Annotated in this window: 22 protein-coding genes and 6 tRNA genes; 14 read left to right on the forward strand and 14 right to left on the reverse strand. The window is 57.4% G+C overall.

Annotated elements, in window-relative coordinates; translation table 11 throughout:
* Positions 1 to 2: 2 nt before the first annotated feature.
* The 10 genes from ACFDAU_RS11595 to pnp all read left to right on the forward strand — a co-directional run bounded on the left by ACFDAU_RS11595 (position 3) and on the right by pnp (position 9,127).
* Positions 3 to 78: transfer RNA gene (locus ACFDAU_RS11595), tRNA-Gly, on the forward strand.
* A gap of 94 nt (positions 79 to 172) precedes the next feature.
* Positions 173 to 246: transfer RNA gene (locus ACFDAU_RS11600), tRNA-Cys, on the forward strand.
* A gap of 4 nt (positions 247 to 250) precedes the next feature.
* Positions 251 to 338, forward strand: a tRNA-Leu gene (locus ACFDAU_RS11605).
* A gap of 109 nt (positions 339 to 447) precedes the next feature.
* Positions 448 to 876, forward strand: a complete 429-nt coding sequence (gene rimP, locus ACFDAU_RS11610) for a ribosome maturation factor RimP (RefSeq protein ID WP_124705417.1) — start codon at positions 448 to 450, stop codon at positions 874 to 876.
* A gap of 29 nt (positions 877 to 905) precedes the next feature.
* Complete coding sequence (gene nusA / locus ACFDAU_RS11615) at positions 906 to 2,378, forward strand: transcription termination factor NusA (protein ID WP_413437071.1); 1,473 nt, start codon at positions 906 to 908, stop codon at positions 2,376 to 2,378.
* Between the two features lie 35 nt (positions 2,379 to 2,413).
* The gene (infB, locus tag ACFDAU_RS11620; protein WP_413437072.1) at positions 2,414 to 5,203 is read left to right on the forward strand and encodes a translation initiation factor IF-2; all 2,790 of its coding nucleotides are present in this window, start codon (positions 2,414 to 2,416) and stop codon (positions 5,201 to 5,203) included.
* Positions 5,203 to 5,601 (forward strand): 30S ribosome-binding factor RbfA, encoded by a 399-nt coding sequence (gene rbfA / locus ACFDAU_RS11625; RefSeq protein WP_413437073.1) that lies wholly within the window; start codon positions 5,203 to 5,205, stop codon positions 5,599 to 5,601. Before infB ends, rbfA begins: the two co-directional genes overlap by 1 nt.
* Before the next feature lie 19 nt (positions 5,602 to 5,620).
* Positions 5,621 to 6,553 (forward strand): tRNA pseudouridine(55) synthase TruB, encoded by a 933-nt coding sequence (gene truB, locus ACFDAU_RS11630; RefSeq protein ID WP_413439542.1) that lies wholly within the window; start codon positions 5,621 to 5,623, stop codon positions 6,551 to 6,553.
* Between the two features lie 102 nt (positions 6,554 to 6,655).
* Positions 6,656 to 6,925 (forward strand): 30S ribosomal protein S15, encoded by a 270-nt coding sequence (gene rpsO, locus ACFDAU_RS11635; RefSeq protein WP_413437074.1) that lies wholly within the window; start codon positions 6,656 to 6,658, stop codon positions 6,923 to 6,925.
* Between the two features lie 84 nt (positions 6,926 to 7,009).
* Entirely contained in the window at positions 7,010 to 9,127 is a 2,118-nt protein-coding gene (pnp, locus tag ACFDAU_RS11640; RefSeq protein WP_413437075.1) for a polyribonucleotide nucleotidyltransferase, read from the forward strand.
* Positions 9,128 to 9,199: 72 nt separating this feature from the next.
* On the opposite strand, the gene ACFDAU_RS11645 is transcribed toward pnp, so the two are convergent.
* Entirely contained in the window at positions 9,200 to 9,619 is a 420-nt protein-coding gene (locus ACFDAU_RS11645; protein ID WP_413437076.1) for a hypothetical protein, read from the reverse strand.
* A 26-nt stretch (positions 9,620 to 9,645) separates the two neighbouring features.
* Entirely contained in the window at positions 9,646 to 10,065 is a 420-nt protein-coding gene (dksA, locus tag ACFDAU_RS11650) for an RNA polymerase-binding protein DksA (RefSeq protein WP_124705424.1), read from the reverse strand.
* A 94-nt stretch (positions 10,066 to 10,159) separates the two neighbouring features.
* On the opposite strand from dksA, the gene ACFDAU_RS11655 reads away from it, so the two are divergent.
* Positions 10,160 to 10,918, forward strand: a complete 759-nt coding sequence (locus ACFDAU_RS11655; RefSeq protein WP_413437077.1) for an HAD family hydrolase — start codon at positions 10,160 to 10,162, stop codon at positions 10,916 to 10,918.
* A gap of 3 nt (positions 10,919 to 10,921) precedes the next feature.
* Here ACFDAU_RS11655 and folD read toward each other — a convergent pair whose 3' ends face one another.
* Positions 10,922 to 11,776: a bifunctional methylenetetrahydrofolate dehydrogenase/methenyltetrahydrofolate cyclohydrolase FolD gene (folD, locus tag ACFDAU_RS11660; RefSeq protein WP_413437078.1), complete on the reverse strand. Its 855-nt coding sequence runs from the start codon at positions 11,774 to 11,776 to the stop codon at positions 10,922 to 10,924.
* Between the two features lie 106 nt (positions 11,777 to 11,882).
* Between folD and ACFDAU_RS11665 the strand changes: the two genes are divergently transcribed.
* The 3 genes from ACFDAU_RS11665 to ACFDAU_RS11675 all read left to right on the forward strand — a co-directional run bounded on the left by ACFDAU_RS11665 (position 11,883) and on the right by ACFDAU_RS11675 (position 12,164).
* Positions 11,883 to 11,959: transfer RNA gene (locus ACFDAU_RS11665), tRNA-Pro, on the forward strand.
* A 42-nt stretch (positions 11,960 to 12,001) separates the two neighbouring features.
* Positions 12,002 to 12,078 (forward strand) — tRNA-Arg (locus tag ACFDAU_RS11670).
* A gap of 10 nt (positions 12,079 to 12,088) precedes the next feature.
* Positions 12,089 to 12,164, forward strand: a tRNA-His gene (locus ACFDAU_RS11675).
* A gap of 381 nt (positions 12,165 to 12,545) precedes the next feature.
* Here the strand turns inward: ACFDAU_RS11675 and modA are convergent.
* From modA to nifH, 11 genes are all read right to left on the reverse strand, one after another.
* A complete protein-coding gene (gene modA / locus ACFDAU_RS11680) occupies positions 12,546 to 13,313 on the reverse strand; it encodes a molybdate ABC transporter substrate-binding protein (protein WP_413437079.1) in 768 nt (255 codons plus the stop codon).
* A gap of 75 nt (positions 13,314 to 13,388) precedes the next feature.
* Positions 13,389 to 14,009 (reverse strand): nitrogen fixation protein NifQ, encoded by a 621-nt coding sequence (locus tag ACFDAU_RS11685; RefSeq protein ID WP_413437080.1) that lies wholly within the window; start codon positions 14,007 to 14,009, stop codon positions 13,389 to 13,391.
* Position 14,010: 1 nt separating this feature from the next.
* Positions 14,011 to 14,331 (reverse strand): ferredoxin III, nif-specific, encoded by a 321-nt coding sequence (gene fdxB / locus ACFDAU_RS11690; RefSeq protein WP_124704047.1) that lies wholly within the window; start codon positions 14,329 to 14,331, stop codon positions 14,011 to 14,013.
* An 8-nt stretch (positions 14,332 to 14,339) separates the two neighbouring features.
* The gene (locus ACFDAU_RS11695; protein ID WP_413437081.1) at positions 14,340 to 14,660 is read right to left on the reverse strand and encodes a CCE_0567 family metalloprotein; all 321 of its coding nucleotides are present in this window, start codon (positions 14,658 to 14,660) and stop codon (positions 14,340 to 14,342) included.
* A gap of 81 nt (positions 14,661 to 14,741) precedes the next feature.
* Positions 14,742 to 15,218 carry a NifX-associated nitrogen fixation protein gene (locus ACFDAU_RS11700; protein WP_413437082.1) on the reverse strand — a complete coding sequence of 159 codons (477 nt, stop codon included), beginning with the start codon at positions 15,216 to 15,218 and terminating at the stop codon, positions 14,742 to 14,744.
* Complete coding sequence (gene nifX / locus ACFDAU_RS11705) at positions 15,211 to 15,624, reverse strand: nitrogen fixation protein NifX (protein WP_413437083.1); 414 nt, start codon at positions 15,622 to 15,624, stop codon at positions 15,211 to 15,213. Before nifX ends, ACFDAU_RS11700 begins: the two co-directional genes overlap by 8 nt.
* A gap of 37 nt (positions 15,625 to 15,661) precedes the next feature.
* The gene (gene nifN / locus ACFDAU_RS11710) at positions 15,662 to 17,029 is read right to left on the reverse strand and encodes a nitrogenase iron-molybdenum cofactor biosynthesis protein NifN (protein WP_413437084.1); all 1,368 of its coding nucleotides are present in this window, start codon (positions 17,027 to 17,029) and stop codon (positions 15,662 to 15,664) included.
* A 23-nt stretch (positions 17,030 to 17,052) separates the two neighbouring features.
* Entirely contained in the window at positions 17,053 to 18,510 is a 1,458-nt protein-coding gene (gene nifE, locus ACFDAU_RS11715) for a nitrogenase iron-molybdenum cofactor biosynthesis protein NifE (protein WP_413437085.1), read from the reverse strand.
* Between the two features lie 109 nt (positions 18,511 to 18,619).
* The gene (gene nifK / locus ACFDAU_RS11720) at positions 18,620 to 20,158 is read right to left on the reverse strand and encodes a nitrogenase molybdenum-iron protein subunit beta (protein ID WP_413437086.1); all 1,539 of its coding nucleotides are present in this window, start codon (positions 20,156 to 20,158) and stop codon (positions 18,620 to 18,622) included.
* A 132-nt stretch (positions 20,159 to 20,290) separates the two neighbouring features.
* Complete coding sequence (gene nifD / locus ACFDAU_RS11725; RefSeq protein WP_413437087.1) at positions 20,291 to 21,739, reverse strand: nitrogenase molybdenum-iron protein alpha chain; 1,449 nt, start codon at positions 21,737 to 21,739, stop codon at positions 20,291 to 20,293.
* Between the two features lie 169 nt (positions 21,740 to 21,908).
* Positions 21,909 to 22,805: a nitrogenase iron protein gene (gene nifH / locus ACFDAU_RS11730; protein ID WP_413437088.1), complete on the reverse strand. Its 897-nt coding sequence runs from the start codon at positions 22,803 to 22,805 to the stop codon at positions 21,909 to 21,911.
* Positions 22,806 to 23,145 lie beyond the last annotated feature (340 nt).

Below are 23,145 nucleotides of genomic sequence, written 5' to 3' on the forward strand. Positions count from 1 at the left end.
ACGCGGGAATAGCTCAGTTGGTAGAGCGATACCTTGCCAAGGTATAGGTCGCGAGTTCGAGTCTCGTTTCCCGCTCCAGAACACCGGGGAAAGCTTCCAGCTTTCCCCTTTTAATTTTAGTTGGATATATAGTATCCAGCTGATTTCAGCGCTAGTGACATCAAGCACCCCTGGCGGGGTGGCAGAGTGGTTATGCAGCGGCCTGCAAAGCCGTGGACGCCGGTTCGATTCCGACCCCCGCCTCCATTCCGCCCGGATGGTGGAACAGGTAGACACAAGGGACTTAAAATCCCTCGCCCTAAAACGGCGTGCCGGTTCGATTCCGGCTCCGGGCACCATCCGGCTTTGCCCTGCACTGCTTGCCAAACACTTTCAAATCACCCCCTTTGCTGATATAATCTGCCGCTTGTTATGGGCTCTGGCCCATTTTTTGTTTGTGGAATGTGAATGACCCTAGAAACGCTGCTGGAAACGACACTCAATGGCCTTGGCTACGAGCTGGTGGATATGTCCATGTCCGCAAAAAGCGGATTGTTGCGCGTATTTATCGACAAGCAGGGTGGCATTACGCTGGATGACTGCACCGCAGTTAGCAATCACCTGTCCAACTTGCTGGTGGTTGAAAACATCGCTTATGAGCATCTTGAAGTATCGTCGCCGGGCCTGGATCGTCCATTGAAAAAGCTGGATGATTTTCGTCGTTTTGCTGGAGAAAAAGTGCAGATCAAGCTGCGCATGGCAATTGCCGGGCAACGCAGGTTTGCCGGGATAATTCGTGGTGCCAGTGCAACGCAAATCGAATTGGACGTGGACGGGCAGGCTGTCATGCTGGATTTTTCCAACATGGATACAGCGCGCCTGGTTCCCGATCTGTAATTATAAAATAGGTTGGCCGGAGGTTTTTTATGAGCCGCGAGATTTTGTTACTGGTAGACGCGCTGGCCAGGGAAAAGAACGTCAGTAAGGAAATAGTATTCAGCGCCCTGGAAATGGCGCTGGCATCTGCTACCAAAAAACGCTTCCATGAAGACGTGGAAACGCGCGTGTCAATTGACCGTGAAACCGGTAACTACGATTCGTTTCGCGTGTGGGAAGTAGTGCTTGACGACGCGGTGGAGTTTCCCGATCGTCAGATTAGCCTGTCCGAAGCACAGCAACAGCAACCGGACATTCAACTCGGCAACTTCATTGAAGAGATGCTGGAGCCAATCGAGTTTGGTCGTATCGGCGCCCAGGCAGCCAAGCAGGTGATCCTGCAGAAAATTCGCGACGCTGAGCGCGAACAGATTCTTAACGACTTCCTGCTGCGCAAGGAGTATCTGGTCACCGGCACCATCAAGCGCATGGAACGCGGCAGCGCCATTATTGAGTCGGGCCGTATTGAAGGCCTGTTACCACGCGACCAGATGATCCCAAAGGAAAACCTGCGCGTGGGTGATCGAGTGCGCGCCTACTTGCTGCGCGTGGAGCGCGGTGGTCGTGGTCCACAACTCATCCTGTCGCGTACCGCGCCGGAATTCATCGCCAAATTGTTTGAACTTGAAGTACCTGAAATCGAGGAAGGCCTGCTTGAAGTCAAAGGTGCCGCACGCGACCCCGGTGCCCGTGCCAAAATTGCGGTCAAATCCAACGACCCGCGCATCGACCCGATCGGCACCTGCGTCGGCATGCGCGGCTCACGCGTGCAGGCTGTCACCGGTGAGTTGGCGGGCGAACGTGTGGACATCATCCTGTGGTCGCCCGAAGCAGCCCAGTTTGTCATCAATGCGCTCGCTCCTGCGGAAGTCAGCAGCATCGTGGTGGATGAAGACAAACACAGCATGGACGTGGTGCTGGAGGAAGAACAGCTTGCGCAGGCCATTGGCCGCAGCGGCCAGAATGTGCGCCTTGCCTCTGAGCTCACCGGCTGGGAACTCAACATCATGACGGTGGAGGAGGCCCAGCAGAAGAATGAGAGCGAAGCGACTTCCATCCGTACGCTGTTTATTGACAAGCTCGACGTAGACGAAGAAATTTCTGACATCCTGGTACAGGAAGGCTTCAGTTCAGTCGAAGAAGTTGCCTACGTGCCCATTAATGAAATGCTGGAGATCGAAGGTTTCGACGAGAATCTGGTCAACGAGTTGCGCGCACGTGCTCGTAACGCCCTGCTGACTGAAGCCATTGCCAGCGAAGAAAAGGTCGAGCATGTTGCCGATGACATGATGTCGCTCGAAGGTATGGACAACGAAACCTTGCGCGCATTGGCTGCCAAAGGCATTACCACTTCGGAAGATCTCGCTGAACTGGGGGTGGATGAACTGGTGGATATGGTAGACATGGACACCGAGCGCGCCTCCAAACTCATCATGGCGGCACGCGCCCCGTGGTTCGCATAACCGACAAACGCACAGAAAGCCCTGACGGCCCATATATGAATGTAGAGCAATTCGCCCAGGAACTGAAGCTGCCCACTGAACTGCTGCTGGAACAGCTGCGCGCCGCTGGCGTAGATAAATCCACCGCCGACGACCCGGTAACCGAACAGGATAAATCCGGCCTGCTTGATTACCTCAGCAAGAAACACGGTGCCAAAGAGCCAAAAAGCAAGATCACTTTGACTCGCAAGGAAACCACTGAGATCAAGAAAGCGGATAGCACGGGCAAATCCAGGACTATTCAGGTGGAAGTACGCAAAAAACGCGTGCTGGTAAAGCGTGATGCGATTGTTCAGCCTGAAGAAACGCCAGCACCCTCCACACCGGCAGCTCCTGTTGAAACCAGCCCTGCTGTACCCATCGAAACAGAAACCGCGGTTGAAGCGGTGACCGCCGAGGCAGTCACCCCGGTTGTCGAAGTTGAAACAACGGTCGCCGAAACGCCAAAAATCGACGAGAAACCGTCTGTCGAAACTGAACTTGCGGAAATCGAACCTGCCATTGCCCAGCCGGAACCTGCTGAAGGCATTTCAGAAGTAGCGCCTATTGAAACAAAGCCTGAACCTGCTGCGGCTCCGGCGAAGCGTGTGCGTGCCCCAGCCGTCAAGCCTGTGCTGGACGAAAAAGAACTTGCTTTACGCGCCGAAGAAGCGCGCCGTCATTCCGCTCTGCACACGCGTCAGGCGGAAGAACTGCGCGAAAAGCAGGATCGCATCCTGCAACGCAAACTGGCGCTGGAAGCAGAGACCAAGGCTGCGGCAGAAGCCGCGCAAATAGCTGCCGCGCCCAAACCTGTCGTGACTGAGGGTACGCTGCACAAGCCCACCCCAAAACCGGGCGAAAAACCCAAGGCTGCCAAGGCACCGACCAAAAAAGAAAAAGAATCCAGCTGGAGTGATCTGCAAGCCAAAAAGCGCGGTATCAAATCACGTGGCGACACAGGCGGTGACGCCTGGCGCAACCGCAAAGGTGGCGGACGACACAAGTCGGATGCAGATACCAACACCACTTTCAGTGCACCGACTGAACCCATTATTTATGAGGTTTTGGTGCCGGAAACCATCAGTGTCGCCGATCTCGCCCATAAAATGTCAGTCAAGGCTGCCGAGGTCATCAAGGTATTGATGAAAATGGGCAGCATGGTCACCATTAACCAGGTTCTGGATCAGGAAACAGCCATGATCCTGGTAGAAGAAATGGGGCACGTTGCCAAGCCTGCGCCCCTCGATACCCCCGAGGCTTTCCTCGAAGCAGACGAATTGCGCGAAGCTCCTAGCCTGCCACGCGCACCTGTAGTGACTGTCATGGGTCACGTCGACCACGGCAAAACCTCGCTGCTGGATGCGATTCGCCGGGCTCGCGTAGCCAGCGGCGAAGCCGGTGGCATCACCCAGCACATCGGCGCCTATCATGTGGAAACCGCCCGCGGCATGGTGACTTTCCTGGATACCCCTGGTCATGAGGCGTTTACCGCCATGCGCGCGCGCGGTGCCAAGGTGACGGACCTGGTGGTACTGGTAGTGGCTGCTGATGACGGCGTCATGCCGCAAACCATAGAAGCCATCCACCATGCCAAGGCAGCCAATGTACCGATGGTGGTTGCGGTCAATAAAATCGACAAGCCTGACGCCAATCCCGAACGCATCCGCCAGGAACTGGTGGCGCAGGGTGTGGTACCGGACGACTGGGGTGGCGACACCCAATTCGTCGAAGTCTCCGCCAAGGCCGGACAGAATATTGACGCGCTGCTGGAAGCCATTCTGCTGCAAGCCGAAGTACTCGAACTCAAAGCGCCGCAGGATGCTCCCGCAAAGGGCGTAATTATCGAAGCGCGTCTGGACAAGGGCCGTGGCCCGGTCGCCACGCTGCTGGTGCAGTCCGGAACACTCAAGCGCGGCGACATGCTGCTGGCAGGCAGTGTTTATGGACGCATACGCGCCATGCTGGACGAAGACGGCAAGCCGGTGCAGGAAGCCGGCCCCGCCATCCCGGTGGAAATCCAGGGTTTGTCCGATGTTCCCAAGGCGGGCGAAGACGCCATGGTATTGAACGACGAACGCAAGGCGCGCGAAATCGCGCTATTCCGTCAGGGCAAGTTCCGCGATGTGCAACTCGCCAAGCGCCAGGCCGCCAAGCTCGAATCCATCATGGAGCAGATGGGCGAAGGCGAGGCCAAGCGCCTGCCGCTGATCATCAAATCCGACGTGCAGGGTTCTTACGAAGCATTGGCAACCTCGCTGCAGAAACTCTCCACCAGCGAAGTCAAGGTGGACATTCTGCATGGCGGCGTGGGTGCCATCTCGGAGTCAGATGTCAATCTGGCGATGGCCTCCAAGGCCGTGATCATCGGCTTCAATACGCGAGCTGACGCCACCGCGCGCAAGCTGGCCGAATCCATCGGTGTGGATATCCGCTACTACAACATCATCTACGAAGCAGTCGATGTGGTGAAGGCGGCACTGTCCGGCATGTTGACGCCCGACCAGAAAGAAAACATCACCGGCTTGGTGGAAGTGCGCGAGGTATATCACATCTCCAAAATCGGCACCGTGGCCGGTTGCTATGTGCTGGATGGCCTGGTCAAGCGCGGCGCCAAAGTGCGCATCATGCGTAACGATGAAGTGATTCATACCGGTGAACTCGACTCGCTCAAGCGTTTCAAGGACGACGTCAAGGAAGTCAAATTCGGCTTCGAATGCGGGCTTTCGGTGAAAAATTTCAACGAACTCGAAGTCGGCGACAAGCTGGAAGCCTTTGAAGTCGTTGAAGTGGCCCGCACCCTCTGATGCCCAAGGATTTTCCCCGTTCGCGGCGCGTTGCCGACCAGATCCAGCGTGAACTGGCCGAGATCATCCGGCTGGAACTGCAAGACCCGCGCGTCGGCATGATCACGATCACCGAAGTGGTCGCCACGCACGATCTGGAACACGCCAAGGTATTTTTTACCCTCCTCGATGGCGCTGCGCGCGCCCCGGAAGTGCAGCAGGCGCTCACTCGCGCCGCCGGTTTTTTGCGCACGCGGCTGGGACCAAGAATGCGGCTGCGCCTGACACCCCAGCTAACTTTTGTTTATGACGCTTCTGTGGAACGCGGTGCGGCCTTGTCCAATCTGATCGATAATGCGGTCGCCGAAGACCGCAGCCAACGGCCACAGCCTCCTGCTGATAGCGACGCCGATTCATAATCGTTACCGGCTTGCGGCAGTGCAGTTCAAACGCATCAAGCGCGCCGTGAATGGCGTATTACTCCTCAACAAACCGGTCGGCATCACCTCCAATGCCGCGCTGCAAATCGCCAAGCGCCTGTTTCAGGCCGAAAAAGCCGGACATACCGGAACCCTCGATCCGTTTGCAAACGGCTTGTTACCTTTGTGCCTGGGCGAAGCAACCAAATTCGCCCAGTATTTGCTGGATGCCGACAAGGTCTATCGTGCCGTGATACAACTGGGTGTGACCACGACGACCGGCGATCCTGAAGGCGAAGTGCTGGACACAAGACCGGTCAACGTAACACGCACCGACCTGAATGCTGTAATTGCCCGCTTCATCGGCACCATTGAGCAAACTCCCCCCATGTATTCCGCCCTCAAACACCAGGGCAAACCGCTGTATGAATATGCGCGTGCCGGCATCGAAATCGAACGCAAATCCCGTAGCATCCATATCCATGCCATTGAACTTTGTGCATTGGATGGCTCACAGGCAACCATAAATGTACGTTGCAGTGCCGGTACCTATATCCGCACGCTGGCCGAAGACATCGGCAAAGCACTGGGCTGCGGCGCGCATCTGACCGAACTGGCCCGTACAGCAAGCGGGGGTTTCCATCTGGATCAGGCAGTCAGTCTGGCAACGCTGGAAAATAGCGATATCACCTCGCGCGACCAGCTGCTGCTACCTGTCGATGGGCTGGTTACCTATCTGCCACGCATCGAACTCAACGACACGGAATCGGCAGCTTTGCTCAATGGCCAGCGCCAGATACTTTCTGCCTGCACGCAGCTGACCGGATTGGTGCGTGCGTACGACAGCCAGCACCGCTTTCTCGGACTGGTGGAGCTCCAGCCCGACGGGCTCGCCATAGCGCGCAGATTAATGGCCAGCAACTTGCCATGCGTACAGAATTCAGCGCAATGACTTGAGTAAAAAGCATTTTTTTGCTAGAATCCGCGCTTTCTTGAACGAAGTGCATCCCAGCCGAAGCGCTTCGCGATTGTTTTATCCAAATAGGAGAACACCATGGCTGTCACCGCAGTAGACAAAGCAAAAATCGTTGCCGAACACCAACACGCCCCAGGCGACACGGGCTCTTCCGAAGTGCAAGTTGCCCTGCTCACCGCGCGTATCAATGGCTTGACCGATCACTTCAAAGCCAATAGCAAAGATCATCACTCACGTCGTGGCCTGCTAAAAATGGTAAGCCGTCGTCGCAAATTGCTCGATTACCTGAAGCGCACCAATAACGACAGTTATCGCAATATCATTGCGACTCTGGGTCTGCGCAAATAAATACCGGGCGCACCATTATCGCCGCACCATATACCGCCCCGCCGATACCGCGGGGCGGTTTTGTTTGATAACTAAAGGAATCCGATGAAGATTACTAAATCCTTTCAGTATGGTCGCCATACTGTCACGCTCGAAACCGGCGAAATCGCTCGTCAAGCTGGTGGCGCAGTCCTGGTCAACATGGACGACACCGTGGTGCTGGTCACCGTGGTCGGCAAACAGGAAGTCAAGGCAGGCCAGGATTTCTTCCCGCTGACTGTGGATTATCAGGAAAAAACTTACGCCGCCGGCAAGATCCCCGGAGGCTTCCTGAAACGTGAAAGTCGTCCGTCCGAGAAAGAAACGCTGGTTTCGCGCCTGATTGATCGTCCGTTGCGCCCGCTGTTTCCCGAAGCTTTTTACAACGAAGTGCAAATCATCGCCACGGTGATGTCGAGTAACCCAGAAGTGGATTCCGACATTCCTGCACTGATCGGCGCATCGGCTGCGCTAGCTATCTCGGGAATCCCGTTCGAAGGCCCGATTGGCGCCGCGCGGGTCGGTTTTATCAACAATGAATATGTGCTCAACCCGCTGGCCAGCGAGCTGCCCCAATCGGCGCTGGATCTCGTCGTTGCCGGTACCCAGAGCGCGGTACTGATGGTGGAATCCGAGGCACAACAATTATCCGAAGAAATCATGCTCGGTGCCGTGGTATACGGACATACCCAGATGCAAGTAGCCATCAACGCGATCAACGAACTGGCCGATGAAGTGAATCCTGAACCTTGGGAATGGACCCCTCCCGCGGTCAATACCGAGCTGGTCGCCAAAGTCACCGAGCTGGCAGAAACCGGTCTGCAGCAGGCCTATCGCATGCGCCAGAAACGTGCCCGTTCGCAAGAAATCGACGCAGTACGCACCCGGGTGATGGAGGCATTGGTCACGGCGGATATGGGTACGCTGCAAGTCAATGAATTCAACGATGTCTTTCATAACCTGGAAGCCAAAATCGTGCGTGGCCAGATCCTGTCCGGCGAACCACGCATCGACGGCCGCGATACCCGCACCGTACGCCCCATTACCATCCGTACCGGCGTACTGCCGCGCACCCATGGCTCCGCTCTGTTTACCCGCGGAGAAACACAGGCGCTCGTGGTTTCCACGCTGGGCACCGGGCGCGACGAACAGAAAGTGGATGCGCTGCAAGGTGAGTTCAGCGACCGCTTCATGCTGCACTACAATATGCCCCCCTATGCCACTGGCGAAACCGGCCGTGTCGGCACACCCAAGCGTCGCGAAATCGGCCATGGCCGCCTCGCCAAACGTGCGTTGCTGGCCGTTCTGCCGAGCCGTGAAGAATTCGGCTATTCCATGCGCGTGGTATCGGAAATCACCGAATCCAATGGTTCTTCGTCAATGGCCTCGGTGTGCGGAGGTTGCCTGGCATTGATGGATGCGGGCGTGCCAATGAAGGCCCACGTAGCGGGTATCGCAATGGGATTGATCAAGGACGGCAACCGCTTCGCCGTGCTCACCGATATCCTGGGCGATGAAGATCACCTCGGCGACATGGACTTCAAGGTGGCTGGTACCGAAGCGGGTGTCACCGCCCTGCAGATGGACATCAAGATTACCGGCATCACCAAGGAAATCATGAAAGTGGCGCTCGATCAGGCCAAGGAAGGCCGCCTGCACATCCTCGGCATCATGAAATCCGCCGTGGAAGCACCGCGCGTTGAAATGTCTGCCTACGCGCCGCGCATCATCACCATGAAGATCAATCCGGAAAAAATCCGCGACGTGATCGGTAAGGGCGGCGCCGTGATTCGCGCGCTGACCGAAGAAACCGGCACCCAGATTGATATTGATGAAGATGGCACCGTAAAAATCGCCTGCACCAGCAGCGAAGCCGGTGAAGCCGCCAAAAAGCGTATCGCTGAAATTACTGCTGAAGTCGAAGTCGGCAAGGCCTACGACGGTACCGTGATCAAGCTGCTCGATTTCGGCGCCATTGTCAGCGTGTTGCCAGGCAAAGACGGTTTGCTGCATATCTCCCAGATTGCCCACGAGCGTGTCAACGCAGTGAGCGAATACCTGACCGAAGGCCAGCAGGTCAAGGTCAAGGTGCTGGAGGCCGATGAGAAAGGCCGCCTGCGCCTGTCCATGAAGGCCCTGCTGGAACCACCCGTCAAGACCGAGCAAGCCGCACCTACCGAGTAAATTGCAGGTTTGTGATTCAGGCAATAAAAAAGCAGCCATCCGGCTGCTTTTTTATTGCCGCTCAAAACCTTATCAGCTGCTGAACAGACCCTGCCACCAGCGCGTGCGGTTGGCAGGCACGGCTTTGGCCTGCAGTTCGATGGGAGCAAACCGGCTCATCACCCAACCGGGCTGTACTTTTATTTTACTGGAGCCACACGACACGCCCAGATTGCCGGGGTCGTAGATCTTGATAAAACTCGGCTGTTCGAGATCATCTGCATAAACGATACCGCAGTAGCTTTCTTCATGCTCATGGCGCAGCAATGCATCAATTTTCTGCACGAACAGGGACACCTGTTCATACGCTGCGGGTACGCTGGGTACCTCTTGCCCCACGGCATACAGATACCATCCTGCATTCATATCTACCCGCGCCCAGAATGCCGTCAATTGCTCCCACGACATCAGGCTGAACAACATACCATTCAGTTTGGATTCGAACTCGGACATTGCTGTACTGCCCATTCAATACGGGTTTAGCGAGCGACCTGACGCTCGCGGAATTCATCGAGTGTTTTGCAATCGATACACAGGGTGGCAGTCGGACGAGCTTCCAGACGTTTCAGACCAATCTCCACGCCACAGCCTTCGCAATAGCCGTAATCCTTGTTTTCAATCTTGGCGATGGTTTCGTCGATCTTTTTGATCAGCTTGCGTTCACGATCACGGTTGCGCAGTTCCAGCGCCATGTCGGATTCCTGACTGGCACGATCATTGGGATCGGCAAACAAGGTGGCGTCTTCCTGCATGGCATGGATGGTGCCATCAATGTCCTGCGACAATTCGCCTTTCCAGCCTTCCAGGATTTTGCGAAAATGCCCGAGTTGCTTGGCACTCATATACTCCTCACCTTTTTTTGGTACGTAAGGTGTGAACTTGGTGAATTCTGTCGCCATAATAGTTACCGCTTCCAAATGCTGAAAAAAGACAAACCGCTTTAATAGCAGAAATATCCCCGTAGAGCAACAAACTTCATATAAAGGCTAGTCAATGGAATTACAAGCATTACTGTTTGACGTAGACGGCACACTCGCCGATACAGAGCGCGACGGTCACCGCATGGCATTCAACGCAGCGTTCCGTGAATATGGTCTGGACTGGGACTGGGACGTAGCATTATACGGAAAATTACTCACCGTCACAGGTGGCAAGGAACGCATGCAATATTACGTGTCGCATTTCCGTACCGATTATGCGCCAGCTGCCGATTTTGCTGATCTGGTGGCCGAACTGCATCGCGCCAAAACGCGTCACTATACCGAGTTGCTCAGCCACGGCGAAATCCCTATGCGTCCTGGCGTCAAACGCCTGTTGCACGAGGCGCGCTCGGCAGGGCTGCGCCTCGCCATCGCCACCACCACTACCCCGGAAAACGTCACGGCTTTGTTGCGCCACAGCCTGGCAGAAGACGCCAGCGACTGGTTTGAAGTCATCGCTGCGGGCGATATCGTGCCTGCAAAAAAGCCCGCGCCGGATATTTATGTTTGGGCGCTCCAGCAAATGAAACTGTCACCGGAGGCCTGCTTCGCATTTGAGGATTCGGAGAACGGCATCCGCTCCAGCCTGAATGCCGGATTGAAAACCCTGGTAACGATCAACGATTACACCAGCGACCATGATTTTAGCGGCGCAGCAGCGGTACTGTCAGATCTGGGTGAACCGGGGCATACCCCGCAGGTAATCCACGGCAGCCTGCATGGCCAGTCTTGCGTCAATCTGGCCGCCATACGCGCCTGGCATGCGGAATAAGCGTCAGGGCTGATGGGTTTCGAGTGTTTGCAGCGTGTTTTGCAGCAGCATTGCCACCGTCATGGGGCCTACCCCCCCCGGCACCGGTGTAATCCACGCGGCACGCTCTGCGGCCGATGCGTATTCCACATCGCCGCACAGGCTGCCATCGGCCAGGCGATTGATGCCCACATCCACCACTGTCGCGCCGGGTTTGATCCATTCACCCTTCACCAGACCCGGCTTGCCCACGGCGACCACCACAATATCGGCCTGGCGCACAAAGCTGGCCAGATCCCGGGTAAAGCGGTGACAGGTGGTAACGGTACAGCCTGCCAGCAGCAACTCCAGCCCCATCGGACGGCCGACATGGTTGGATGAGCCCACCACCACTGCGTGCAAACCCTTCAAGTCGGCATGTGCCGAACGCAACAACACCATCACCCCGTATGGGGTACATGAGCGCAGTGTCGGCATGCGCACAGCCAGGCGGCCAATATTATAGGGATGGAAGCCATCCACATCCTTGTCGGAATGCGTGCGCTCGATGACCGTTTCCGGATCAATATGCGGCGGCAGCGGCAGTTGCACCAGAATGCCGTCCACCGTAGCGTCCGCATTGAGTTCGTCAATCAGTGCCAGCAAGACCTCCTGACTGGTATCCGCCGGCAGATCATGGGAAATGGAACGCACTCCGGCCTTGGCACACGCATTGCGCTTGTTGCGAACATAAATGGCCGAGGCCGGATCGCTGCCCACCAGAATGACCGCGAGCGTAGGCGCCGATTTTCCGGCAGCCACACGTCCGGCAATACGCTTTTGCACGTCCGCTATCATGCGTTCGGACAGGCTTTTTCCATCAAGAATTTGTGCGGGCATGATATTTTGGTGCGCGTTATAAAGCCGCAATCATCGCATTTTTCATGCCCCATACTCAAGAAGTGGATTGACCATATTCGCGAGCACGGGTATAGTCTCGACCTCTCGGGGCGTAGCGTAGTCTGGTAGCGCGCCTGGTTTGGGACCAGGATGTCGGGAGTTCAAATCTCTCCGCCCCGACCAAGTTTTTTGCCCGGCTAGCCGGTGCCATGGTCGGTTCATGAGCTGCCCGTAGCTCAACCGGATAGAGCACCAGCCTTCTAAGCTGGGGGTTACAGGTTCGATTCCTGTCGGGCAGGCCAGTTTTCAACGGTGGATGTAGCTCAGTTGGTAGAGTCCCGGATTGTGATTCCGGTTGTCGTGGGTTCGAGCCCCATCATCCACCCCAACCATTCATTTATAAATCCAAATAGGTAGCTGGTACGAACCAGCCAGCCCACTCTTACTTACTACACATTCGGCATATCTCAGTGTGCCAGAATCGTGCCAGATTCTTGTTCATGTATTCTATATTGTTGCGGCATTCACTGTGCCAGCGCTGTGCCAATCACGCTTTATTTTCTGTAGCAGCTCGCCAATGTGGACTTGAAGTTGACCCCATTTCACGGACACCTTATTGTTTTTGCAGAAGAAGTCCGAAGTGCGCAAACCACATACCCCCAAGCCGCCCTATCCGGCGAAATTTCGTGAGCAAATGACGGAACGGGTGAAGCGCTACTTCAAAGACCCTAAGGTCGCTTATGCGGATTCATGAATAATTCGTGCCGGATCAATAAAATCCGTAGCCGTAGGCTTTGATCACCGCCCTCGCCTTGTCGCCCTTCAGGTACTTCATCAGAGCAGCGGCGGCTGCCTTGTCTTTGCCATGGGTGAGGATCACCGCGTCCTGGCGGATGGGCATGTACAGGCTGGCGGGCACCACCCAGGCCGAACCGCTGACCAGCTTGCCTTCCTTGTTAAGCACCTGGGACAGGGCGACGAAGCCCAGTTCGGCGTTGCCGGTGGCGATAAACTGATAAGTCTGGGCGATGCTTTCTCCCTGCACGAACTTGGGCTGTAGCGCGGTCAGCAGGCCGAGCCTGGTCAGCGCTTCCATGGCGGCTGCGCCATAGGGGGCAAGTTTCGGGTTGGCAATGGCTACGTGCCTGAAGTCACCCTTGTTCAGCACGTCGCCCTTGCCGTCCACGAATCCAGGCTTGGCACTCCACAGCACCAGCTTGCCGATGGCGTAGGTGAAGCGGCTGCCGGACACGCCCAGCCCTTCCTTCTCCAGCCTGGATGGGGTTTCAGCATCGGCGGCGAGCAGGATATCGAAGGGGGCGCCGTTCCTGATCTGGACGTAGAAACTGCCGGTTGCGCCGAAAGACAGCAGCGCCTTGTGGCCGGTGTCCTTCTCGAAATCGGCGGCGATTTTCTGCATCGGCGCAGTAAAATTGGCGGCCACGGCCACCTGCACCTCGTCTGCGCTGGCCGAGCCAGCAACCAAATCAAAGGCAACGAGACCGGCTGCGAGCAGCGTTGACAAAGCGGAGTTCATGAATTGGTTCCTTCCGGAGAATACAGGCGGTTAACGGAGTCCGAATATTGGACGGAGATACCGGTCCAATGATTCCTACCGAGCAGCTTTTTCTTCCATCGCCAAGGTCAGCTCATCCTCTTCGGAGCCAAAACAATTGTGGTAGTCGTTGCAGACCTGGCAACTCGGTGCCGGGCACATCTTGATCTCGGCGCGGTCGCAAAGCTGCTTGTAGAAAAATTTTTTCCACTTCATGTTGCCCACGTTTTTCAGGTAGAGCGCAGTGAAGTAACGTTCCAGCAGGGCGGATAATGCCTGGCGATCGGGCATCCCCATGTCCTGGTAGAGGTGGTCGCCACCCATGCAGCCGCTGGCGACGGCGTAGGCCAACCACTCGGTCTGCTCGCTGACATCGGAGCGGTGTTCCAACAGCAGGTCCAGCAGATCCTCGAACTCATTCAAAGGCACCGGCGTGCAGTCGGCGCAGGGTGCGGCGGGATCGCAGCGTGCGCCGAACAGTTGCATTTCCGCGCCGGGAAAGTAGCACGCCACCAGCGCGCCGAAGCGCTTGCGATCCAGACCCATGCCGATGCCGGGCGCAGCGAGCGTGCCGCGTGCCGCCGCCACGATGACGCGCGCGAAGGTTTGCGCAAGCACATCCTCGGGGTCGCGCGCATGGCGCATAAGCATGTCGAAATCGAGCAGGTCGCGGCGCATGTCAGTCCGCCTCCATCACTTCGTGGTCATAGCACTGTTTCGGGCAGATTTTGGCGCACGCCTCGCAGCCGACGCAGTTCATCTGGTTGACGATGGTCATGACCTTTTTCTCGTACTCGGCGTCGTCATCGTCGTCGTCATCGCCCAGAGCGACCTCGACATATTCGCCGTCTGCGTTCACACCCTTGAGTTGCAGCACGTCGCGTCCGCACACCCGGAAGCAGCGCCCGCAGCCGATGCATTTTTCCTCTTTGATGGCGTGGACGAACTTCGGCGTCCAGCTGCGCCCGTCAGGCAGGGTGATGGTGACCGGCTTGCTCATGATTCACCTCACGCCGTGGCGGCGGCCAGCTTTTTGCGCGCCGCGTCCAGATTCTGGAAGGCTGCGACGGTCTGCTGCGCCACGTCCATGACTGTCTCCAGACCGGCGGGCAGTTCCTCTGACAGGTCGTGCAGCGCCATGCGGGCTTCCATCGCGCGTGCATTGAGTTTCTTCACCTCTGCTTTCAGCGCTTCTTTCTCTTCCACGTTTTCTTTCCCTTCGATCTTTTTCGCAGATTCGGCGAGTAATCGTTCATGTTCGATGTTTTCGATCATGTCCAACCAATGAGGTACGTCGACGTCCACTCCACGTTCAAGTACTAAAGCCATGATTTGCTCCTTTCAGCTTCATTCGGCGTCTTGAACCCGGTTTGGATTCACGTCCGCCCACTCGCCGCACACCAACGCGGCTTATTCATATTTGGCCGCGTCGGGAAATTGATTCACCATGCCGACACCCGCCGCAACCTGCTTTTCCCCTTCTTCAGCGAGCTTTTCCATGCTCTCGAATCCGAAGCGGTTGACGTCGCGCAATTGCTTGTTGACCGCGACCAGACGCCCGGCGAGCAGCACCAGGCGACCGAAGCCCTCGTGGGACATTTTCATCATGGGCGATACCATGACGCCGGTCTGCCGCTCGATGGCCAGCCCGATGGCGTTGTAGTACAACTCCATCCGCCACAGGGTTTCCGGATCGGGGTCGCCGATGATCGGCAATTGCCTGCGCTGCTCTTTGGTAATGATGTAGGGCGCGAGCAGGGTGGCGTCGGTCTTGCCCTCCCACACGCCGTGGGTGTCCTGGGCGCGCCACTGCTTGATCAGTTCCTTCACGAACAGTGACTGCATCGGATCGGCGGCTGTAGCAACCGTGGCTTCGGCATTAGGCATCGTTAACCTCTTCTTCATCAAAATCGAACGTTTTTTCCTGACCCTTCTCCAGCACCTTGCGCAGCCATGGCGGCGGTGTGCCCTTCAGCACTCCTTGCAACTTGAGCAGGATGTCGTCGATCACTTCCGGCTCCTGCACCTTGATCGGGTGAATCTTGCTGGCCACCACCCGCGCCGCACCCGAACCGCCGATCGCCGCCACGTAAAGAATGGCGCAGTCCTTGATCGCTTCCAGCTTCGGCGCGAGCTTGTCCTCGTTGCCGTCTTCCTCGAGGTCGCCGTCAAACACGATCGCCTCGGTGAAACTCGAACCGTCCGGTGTCACCTCGTAGATGGCAATGTTCTTCGCCCAGCCGAAGTGCGCGTCAACCCGCTTCATGTCCTGTGTACAAAACGCTACTTTCATAGTGCCTCCATTTGAAAAACGTTCATCCGGGCTGCTGTCAATGAGCCGCAGCCGGCGCACAACTCCCGCATTCCGCTCCTTGTGCTGCGGGTTGACGCCAATCGTCCGGTTCCGGCTCGTGCGCCGCCGCCATGAACATATTGGCTATTTCGAAAATCAGGTTGCGCGTTCCGCGGTAACCCACTGTCACCTGATGCGCCGCGCCCAGGCGGTCGAACATGGGAATGCCCATGCGCAAAAACGGCAGCTTCAGCCGCTCCGCCATCTGGCGGCCGTGCGAGTGGGTCACCAGCAGATCGCAGCCCTGCGCCCGCTGCTCCAAATCTTCCAGATCGCCGATCAGCACTTCCTGCGCTGGCAGGTGTGCCAGCACCGGCGACGGCGTCGTCGTCACCACGGCGGTGAGCTCCGCGCCAATGCCGACCAACAGCTTGCCGACGGCAACCAGCAGATCCGGCTCGGCACCGATGGCGATTTTCTTGCCGCCGAAGTAAAAGTGCGCGTCCAGCATGGCATCCATCAACTGGCTGCGCTGGCGGCGGTATTTGTTCGGCGCCGGTCGGCCGGATTTCGACGCCAGCAGGGTCATCAGGCGATCGTTGGTGTCGAGCCCGGTGAGGCTTTCCAGCACCTCGAATGGCACCCCGCATTTATCCTGCAGGGTCTGCGCGGCCTCGCGCATGTGTTCGCCGATGGCCAGCGTGAATCCGGATCTGCCTGTAGCGCGGATTTCCACCAGCGTCGTGCCACCCAACGTGGTGGGACTGAAGTTGTCCGGAATATGGCCATCCATTGAACCCGACAGATCCGGCAGAATGATCGGTTTCAGACCGAAGGCTTCAACCAGTTCGCGTATCTCTTCAATGTCGCCGGGGGTGAGGTGGCTGCCGGCGAGCACATTGATCTGTCCGGCGCTTTGCGGGCCGGGCTCGGCCAGCTCCTTCACAATCTTGGCCACCGCCTTGGCCCAGCCGTCCTGGAAGGCGCCGACATAGTCCGGCGTCGAGACATACACCAGCGCCACCTCATCCAGCTCCGGGTGCTTCTTGCGGATCAGTGTCAGATAGCCGTCCACATCGTCGCCCTTGGTTTCAGTGAGGCCGGTCGAAGCAATGGCGATGATGGACGGATGGGCGCGCTTGTGGATGTTGAGGATGGCCTGCTCCACGTTGTCGTAGCCGCCCATGATGGTGGTGGCCTCGTTCATCGCGGTGGTCTGCATCGGCACCGCTTCCTTGAAGTGGCGCACGAACAGCACCAGGCCGAAGGCGGTGCAGCCCTGCGAGCCGTGCAGAGTGGGCATGCAGTTGTCCAGCCCGGTGAAGGCCAGCGCAGCGCCGATCGGCGCGCTCATCTTGAGCGGATTCACCGCGCAGGATTTCTTGACGTGGGTGACGGTAGCCATATCAATTTCCTAAAAAACCCAATTCAAGCCACAGAGGGCACAGAGCGAAAATCACCCAGCAACACCTCTGTGTGCTCTGTGGCTAGCTTTTTTTCGCCTTGCATTTCCCAGGGCGCCGGCTTGCGCACCTGCTCCCAGATCGGGTTGTACAGCGCATTGGCAATCTCGCGCACCAGCGTCACCATGCCGTCGTAGCCGGCATAGGCGTGGTGGCGTTCCTGGTTGATGTCGAGCCAGGGCATCTTGGCCTTGAGCGCTATGAACTGGGAGCGTCCGCCGGAGAGCATGATGTCGGCCTGCGCGTCCTTGAGCATCCTGTACATTTCGCGCGGGGTCATGTCATCGACCATGTGCGCGTCCTCGCCCATCAGTTCCTTGATTTTCTGCTTGTCTTCGAGGGTGGACTTCTTCACGCTGGTGCCGACGATTTCCATGCCCACTTCCTGCAGCGCGGAGACCACCGACCAGGATTTCACGCCGCCGGTGATGAGCAGCACCTTCACACCTTTCAGGCGATCCTTGTACGGCTCCATCTGCACCCAGAAGGCAGCCTCTTCGCGCTGGATGATGGCTTCGGCACGGTCCAGCAGATCCGCAGGCGCTCCCTTGTCCACCAGCATCTTGGCAATGTTGCGCAGGGAGTCACTCATGTCGGTGATGCCGTAGAAGGAGCCTTCAAAGAAGGGAATCTCGTAGCGCTCTTCCATCTTGCGGGCGATGTTGATCATGGCCTTGGAGCACACCATCATCGCAGCCTTGGCGCGATGCGAATACGCCACCTCGCGATACTTGGCGTCGCCGGAAATGCAGGACAGGATACGCACGCCCATTTCGTCCAGCAGCGGCTTCACCTGCCACAGCTCACCGGCCAGGTTGTACTCGCCGATGATATTGATGTCGTAGGGCGTGGTGGTGTCGGGTTCCTCGGTGCCGATCACGTAATCGAGCAGCGCTTCGCCGGCCAGCTTGTTGCCGAGATTCTTGTTGCCGACGAAGCCGGGCGCGTCGACCGGTATCACCGGCTTGCCGAATTTCTGGGTGGCGGCCTTGCACACCGCCTCGATGTCGTCGCCGATCAGCGCGGTAACGCAGGTCTGGTAGACGAACACCGCAGCCGGATCGTACTTGTCCAGGATTTCCTTGACCGATTTAAACAGGTGCTTCTCGCCGCCGTAGACCACGTCGAGTTCGTTAATGTCAGTAGTGAAGCCGGTCCGGTAGAGTCTGGAGCCGGACGACTTGGCACCGCGGTTGTCCCACGAGTTGCCTTCGCAGGCGATGGGGCCGTGTACCAGGTGCGCGACATCGGTGATCGGTTGCAGCGCGATCTTGGCGCCGTCGAAGGCGCAGCCACCGGCCGCGGCGCCGGGCACCAGCTGCTTGGTACACCCCTTCTTGCGTTCCTTCTCGCCTTTCGCCTGGTTCTTGCCGCAAGCGGGTTCGTCGAAGACTTCCTGAACCTTGCTGCTCAATGTACTCATAGTCGCTCGCTCCCAGCCCTGGTCTTGTCGCACTCGGTTGTTGCGGTCGACCCGGCCCTGAATCGGCCGACCGCTCACCTTCCTACTACTCACTACTCACTGCTTACCCTTACCGGATGATGTCGAAGCTGTAATCGGTCTTCGCCGGGATGATGGTGTTCTTGTCCATTTCGTCGAAGATCTTGTCCAGCAGCCACACCAGCACGTTCATCGTGCCCTGGTAGCCCCACACCGGATAACGGTGGTGGTGATGGCGGTCGAACACCGGGAAGCCAATGCGGATCAGCGGCGTGCCGGTATCGCGCTCCAGATACTTGCCGTAGGTGTTGCCGATCAGGAAATCCACCGGCTCGGTATTGAGCAGCGAGCGCATGTGCCACAGGTCCTTGCCGGGGTAAACGTGGCAGGATTTGCCGAATGGCGAGCTGTCGAACAGTGCCTGCATCTTGATTTCCCATTCCTTGCCGCCGTTGGTGGAGAGCACGTGCACCGGCTCGGCGCCCAGCTCCATCAAGAAGCCAGCCAGTCCGTAGCACAGATCCGGATCGCCGTAGATGGCGAACTTCTTGCCGTGGATATGCGCACTGGAGTCGGCAATGGCGTCCACCAGACGACCGCGTTCCTTGGTTAGCGCATCGGGAATCGGTTTGCCGGTGATACGCGACACTTCCATCAGGAACTTGTCGGTCGCCGCCACACCCACCGGGTGATTGAAAGCCACGGTTTCCTGACCGGTTTTGGCGATGTAGTCCAGCGTCTTCTCGGTGCAATATTGCTGCATCGAAATAGTGGCCTTGGCATTGATCGCAGCCTTGGCGTCATCCAGCGTGGTGCCGCCGTCGTACATGCGGAATTCGCCGTCGGCCGGGGTATCCCACACATCGCTGTTGTCGGCCAGGATGGTGTAATTCACACCCATCAGGTCGAATATGCGCTTGACTTCGCGCAGGTTGCCGACGGTGTAACCATCGAAGCCGCCGATGAAGTTGATCTTCTCGCTGGGCGTGCGTTCCTTGCCTTCCCAGAAGTAGTGGACGATGCCCTTGAGCGCATTGTCGTAACCGGTGATGTGGCTGCCGACGAAAGCCGGGGTGTGCGCGAAAGGCACGGGGAAATCTGCCGGCACGCTACCCTTTTCTCGAGCCGTTGAAATAAAGCCGTTGAGGTCGTCGCCGATCACTTCCGCCATGCAGGTGGTGGAAACAGCAATCATCTTCGGCTTGTACATGGAGTGGGTGTTGGCCAGGCCGTCGATCATGTTGTTCAGGCCGCCGAACACCGCTGCATCTTCCGTCATGGAAGAGGACACGCAGGAGGAAGGCTCCTTGAAATGGCGGCTGAAGTGGCTGCGGTAATAAGCGACGCACCCCTGCGAACCATGCACAAATGGGATGGTGCCTTCAAAGCCGACGGCGACAAACACCGCACCCAACGGCTGGCAGGCCTTGGCCGGATTGACGGTCAGTGCCTCGCGCTGGAAATTCAACTCGCGGTATTCCCAGCCCTTGGTCCACTCGGCTGTTTCCTTGATCTTGTCATCGGGATGAGCGAATTCGAAATTCTTGCGCTTGTCTGCGAACATCTCCTTGTATTCCGGACTACGGAACAGATTGAGATGGTCGACTACGTTTTCTACGTCCTGGGTCATTTTGTTCTCCTAAAAAGGGGTTAGGGACTAGGGGCTAGGAATTAGGGGGTGAGTCGCTGAGCGAGGGTTTTTGGAAACAGGCGCAAAGCGCACAAAACCCCCTAGCCCCTGATCCCTAATCCCTGTCACTCATTACTTCCACGGTGCCTTGGTCAGACCCCACACCGGGTTGTTGATCGCCATGTCCATGTCGCGGGCGAAGATGGCGAAGCCGTCGTAGCCGTGGTACGGACCCGAGTAGTCCCAGGAGTGCATCTGACGGAACGGCACGCCCATCTTCTGGAACACGTACTTTTCCTTGATGCCGGAGCCGACCAGGTCGGGCTGGATCTTCTCGACGAATTTCTCGAATTCGTAGCCGGTCACGTCGTCATAAATCAGAGTGCCGTCCTTGACGTAGTGCGTGGTGCGCTGGTAATCGTCGTTGTGGCCGAACTCATAGCCGGTACCGACTACATTCATGCCCAGATCCTCGTAGGCGCCGATGACGTGACGCGGGCGCAGTCCGCCGACGAACAGCATGACGGTCTTGTCGGCCAGGCGCGGTTTGTACTTCTCGATCACCGCGTCCATCATCTTGCGATACTTGGCGATCACCTTCTCGGCGCCTTCCTTGATCTTGTCGTCGAAGTGGCTGGCAATTTCACGCAGGGACGCTTCGATTTTAGACGGGCCGAAGAAGTTGTACTCGACCCAGGGAATACCGTACTTCTCTTCCATGTGGCGCGAGATGTAATTCATCGAGCGGTAGCAGTGCAGCACGTTGAGCTTGGCCTTGGGTGAATTTTCCAGCTCGGCAATGGAGCCGTCTCCGGACCACTGCGCGATCACGCGCAGCCCCATTTCTTCCAGTAGGATGCGCGAAGCCCAGGCATCGCCGCCGATGTTGTAGTCGCCGATGATGGCCACGTCATACGGCGTAGGGACGAACTCGGGATGCTTGTCGCCCTTGTCGAAAACCCAGTCGCGGATGGTGTCGTTGGCGATGTGGTGGCCGAGCGACTGCGACACGCCGCGAAAACCCTCGCAACGCACCGGCACGATGGTCTTGCCGTCGTATTCCTTGGACTTCTTCTTCGACACTGCTTCGATGTCGTCGCCGATCAGGCCGATCGGGCACTCGGACTGCACGGTGATGCCCTTGTTCAGCGGGAACAGCACCTGGATCTCGTCCATGATCTTTTCCAGCTTCTTGTCGCCGCCGAAGACGATGTCCTTCTCCTGGAAGTCGGATGTGAACTGCATGGTTACAAAGCTGTCGATGCCGGTGGTGCCGATGTAGTAGTTGCGGCGCGCGGCCCAGGAGTACTGACCGCAACCGACCGGTCCGTGGCTGATGTGGATCATGTCCTTGATCGGCCCCCACACCACGCCCTTGGAACCGGCGTAGGCGCAACCGCGAATGGTCATCACGCCCGGAATGGACTTGACGTTGGACTTCACGCCGCAATCCGGTTTGCCTTCCTCAAAGGTGCCCAGATGCTTGGCGCGACGCTTTGCGGTTTTGTCCGGATAAACCTTCAGGACTTCACTGATCAGTTCCTGGTTCCTTACTTTCGTTTGCTCGACTGTGAGGCTCATTGCGCCCTCCTATGAGATGTAAACACTAAAAAACACCGACTTTCCTGTTCCTGGGAAAGCTCTGCGAATGACACCGTTTCGTGCAACGGCGATGCCCTTGGCAGAGGTTTCCCTCTGCTGAGTCCCCGTCGCCTTTGCACCGTGAAGGCGCGCAGGCGACGAGGCTCAATTACGCAGCTGCTGCTTCTGCTGCAAGTTCCGCGGCAGTCTTGCCGACGATAGACTCATCGACCGGCTTCATGATGCCGTGCTCCATCAGCATGTCTTCCAGTTCGTCCATGGTGATGGGCGTCGGGATGATGCCGTTGCCGGAGTTGTTGTGGATCTTCAGGGCCAGGTCACGGTACTCTTGAGCCTGCTTGGAATCGGGCGCGTATTCAATCACCGTCATCCGGCGCAGTTCGGCGTGTTGCACGACGTTGTCGCGCGGCACAAAGTGGATCAGCTTGGTGCCCAGCTTGGCAGCCAGCGATTCGGCCAGTTCCAGTTCCTTGTCGGTCTGGCGCTCGTTGCATATCAGCCCGCCGAGGCGCACGCCGCCCGAGTTGGCGTACTTCAGAATGCCCTTGGAGATGTTGTTGGCCGCGTACATGGCCATCATCTCGCCGGACATGACGATGTAGATTTCCTGCGCCTTGTTCTCGCGGATGGGCATGGCAAAACCGCCGCACACCACGTCGCCGAGCACGTCGTAGGAAACATAGTCGATGCCGTCGTAAGCGCCCTCTTCTTCCAGGAAGTTGATGGAAGTGATCACGCCACGACCGGCACAACCCACGCCAGGCTCAGGGCCGCCGGACTCAACGCAACGGATGTCTTTGTAACCCACTTTCATCACATCCTCGAGCTCGAGGTCTTCCACGCTGCCGGCTTCGGCGGCCAGGCTCAGGATGGTGTCCTGGGCTTTGGCGTGCAGAATCAGACGGGTGGAATCGGCCTTGGGATCGCAACCGACAATGAGGATTTTCTGGCCCAGGTCGGACAGAGCCGCCAAGGTGTTTTGCGAGGTGGTGGATTTACCAATCCCGCCTTTGCCGTAGAAGGCGATTTGCCTTAATTTAGCCATGTGTATCTCCTTAAAGTTTAAAAAATCAAAATCGATTCACCCTGGCAGCAAGCACTCAGCCGACTCAAAAAATTCTGCTGCGCACCTTTCTTCTTCTTCTTATTCGAATACGGATCCGGCAAAACATTCGCTGCACGACCAATACACAGCAACGACCGTGCCACACGCAATTCAAGTTAATAACTTATTGTTTTTATTTATATTATTTGAATATAAAAGGTATGGAACTGCTTGTTGCAAATACGACAAACACCTAAAACGCTGTCGCGAAGGGGACAAGCCAAAAAAGAAATACCACGGGGGAAAACCTTCAGTGCCGCGATAGCGCCAACGGCAGGGC

The organism is Sulfuriferula sp. GW1 (assembly GCF_047300855.1).
GTDB lineage: Bacteria > Pseudomonadota > Gammaproteobacteria > Burkholderiales > Sulfuriferulaceae > Sulfuriferula.

Bases quoted from the DNA above. Each gene is read 5' to 3' on its own strand.
- rimP (WP_124705417.1), top strand. From the start codon at position 448: ATGACCCTAGAAACGCTGCTGGAAACGACACTCAATGGCCTTGGCTAC.
- nusA (WP_413437071.1), top strand. From the start codon at position 906: ATGAGCCGCGAGATTTTGTTACTGGTAGACGCGCTGGCCAGGGAAAAG.
- infB (WP_413437072.1), top strand. From the start codon at position 2,414: ATGAATGTAGAGCAATTCGCCCAGGAACTGAAGCTGCCCACTGAACTG.
- rbfA (WP_413437073.1), top strand. From the start codon at position 5,203: ATGCCCAAGGATTTTCCCCGTTCGCGGCGCGTTGCCGACCAGATCCAG.
- rpsO (WP_413437074.1), top strand. From the start codon at position 6,656: ATGGCTGTCACCGCAGTAGACAAAGCAAAAATCGTTGCCGAACACCAA.
- pnp (WP_413437075.1), top strand. From the start codon at position 7,010: ATGAAGATTACTAAATCCTTTCAGTATGGTCGCCATACTGTCACGCTC.
- ACFDAU_RS11645 (WP_413437076.1), bottom strand. From the start codon at position 9,619: ATGTCCGAGTTCGAATCCAAACTGAATGGTATGTTGTTCAGCCTGATG.
- dksA (WP_124705424.1), bottom strand. From the start codon at position 10,065: ATGGCGACAGAATTCACCAAGTTCACACCTTACGTACCAAAAAAAGGT.
- ACFDAU_RS11655 (WP_413437077.1), top strand. From the start codon at position 10,160: ATGGAATTACAAGCATTACTGTTTGACGTAGACGGCACACTCGCCGAT.
- folD (WP_413437078.1), bottom strand. From the start codon at position 11,776: ATGCCCGCACAAATTCTTGATGGAAAAAGCCTGTCCGAACGCATGATA.
- modA (WP_413437079.1), bottom strand. From the start codon at position 13,313: ATGAACTCCGCTTTGTCAACGCTGCTCGCAGCCGGTCTCGTTGCCTTT.
- ACFDAU_RS11685 (WP_413437080.1), bottom strand. From the start codon at position 14,009: ATGCGCCGCGACCTGCTCGATTTCGACATGCTTATGCGCCATGCGCGC.
- fdxB (WP_124704047.1), bottom strand. From the start codon at position 14,331: ATGAGCAAGCCGGTCACCATCACCCTGCCTGACGGGCGCAGCTGGACG.
- ACFDAU_RS11695 (WP_413437081.1), bottom strand. From the start codon at position 14,660: ATGGCTTTAGTACTTGAACGTGGAGTGGACGTCGACGTACCTCATTGG.
- ACFDAU_RS11700 (WP_413437082.1), bottom strand. From the start codon at position 15,218: ATGCCTAATGCCGAAGCCACGGTTGCTACAGCCGCCGATCCGATGCAG.
- nifX (WP_413437083.1), bottom strand. From the start codon at position 15,624: ATGAAAGTAGCGTTTTGTACACAGGACATGAAGCGGGTTGACGCGCAC.
- nifN (WP_413437084.1), bottom strand. From the start codon at position 17,029: ATGGCTACCGTCACCCACGTCAAGAAATCCTGCGCGGTGAATCCGCTC.
- nifE (WP_413437085.1), bottom strand. From the start codon at position 18,510: ATGAGTACATTGAGCAGCAAGGTTCAGGAAGTCTTCGACGAACCCGCT.
- nifK (WP_413437086.1), bottom strand. From the start codon at position 20,158: ATGACCCAGGACGTAGAAAACGTAGTCGACCATCTCAATCTGTTCCGT.
- nifD (WP_413437087.1), bottom strand. From the start codon at position 21,739: ATGAGCCTCACAGTCGAGCAAACGAAAGTAAGGAACCAGGAACTGATC.
- nifH (WP_413437088.1), bottom strand. From the start codon at position 22,805: ATGGCTAAATTAAGGCAAATCGCCTTCTACGGCAAAGGCGGGATTGGT.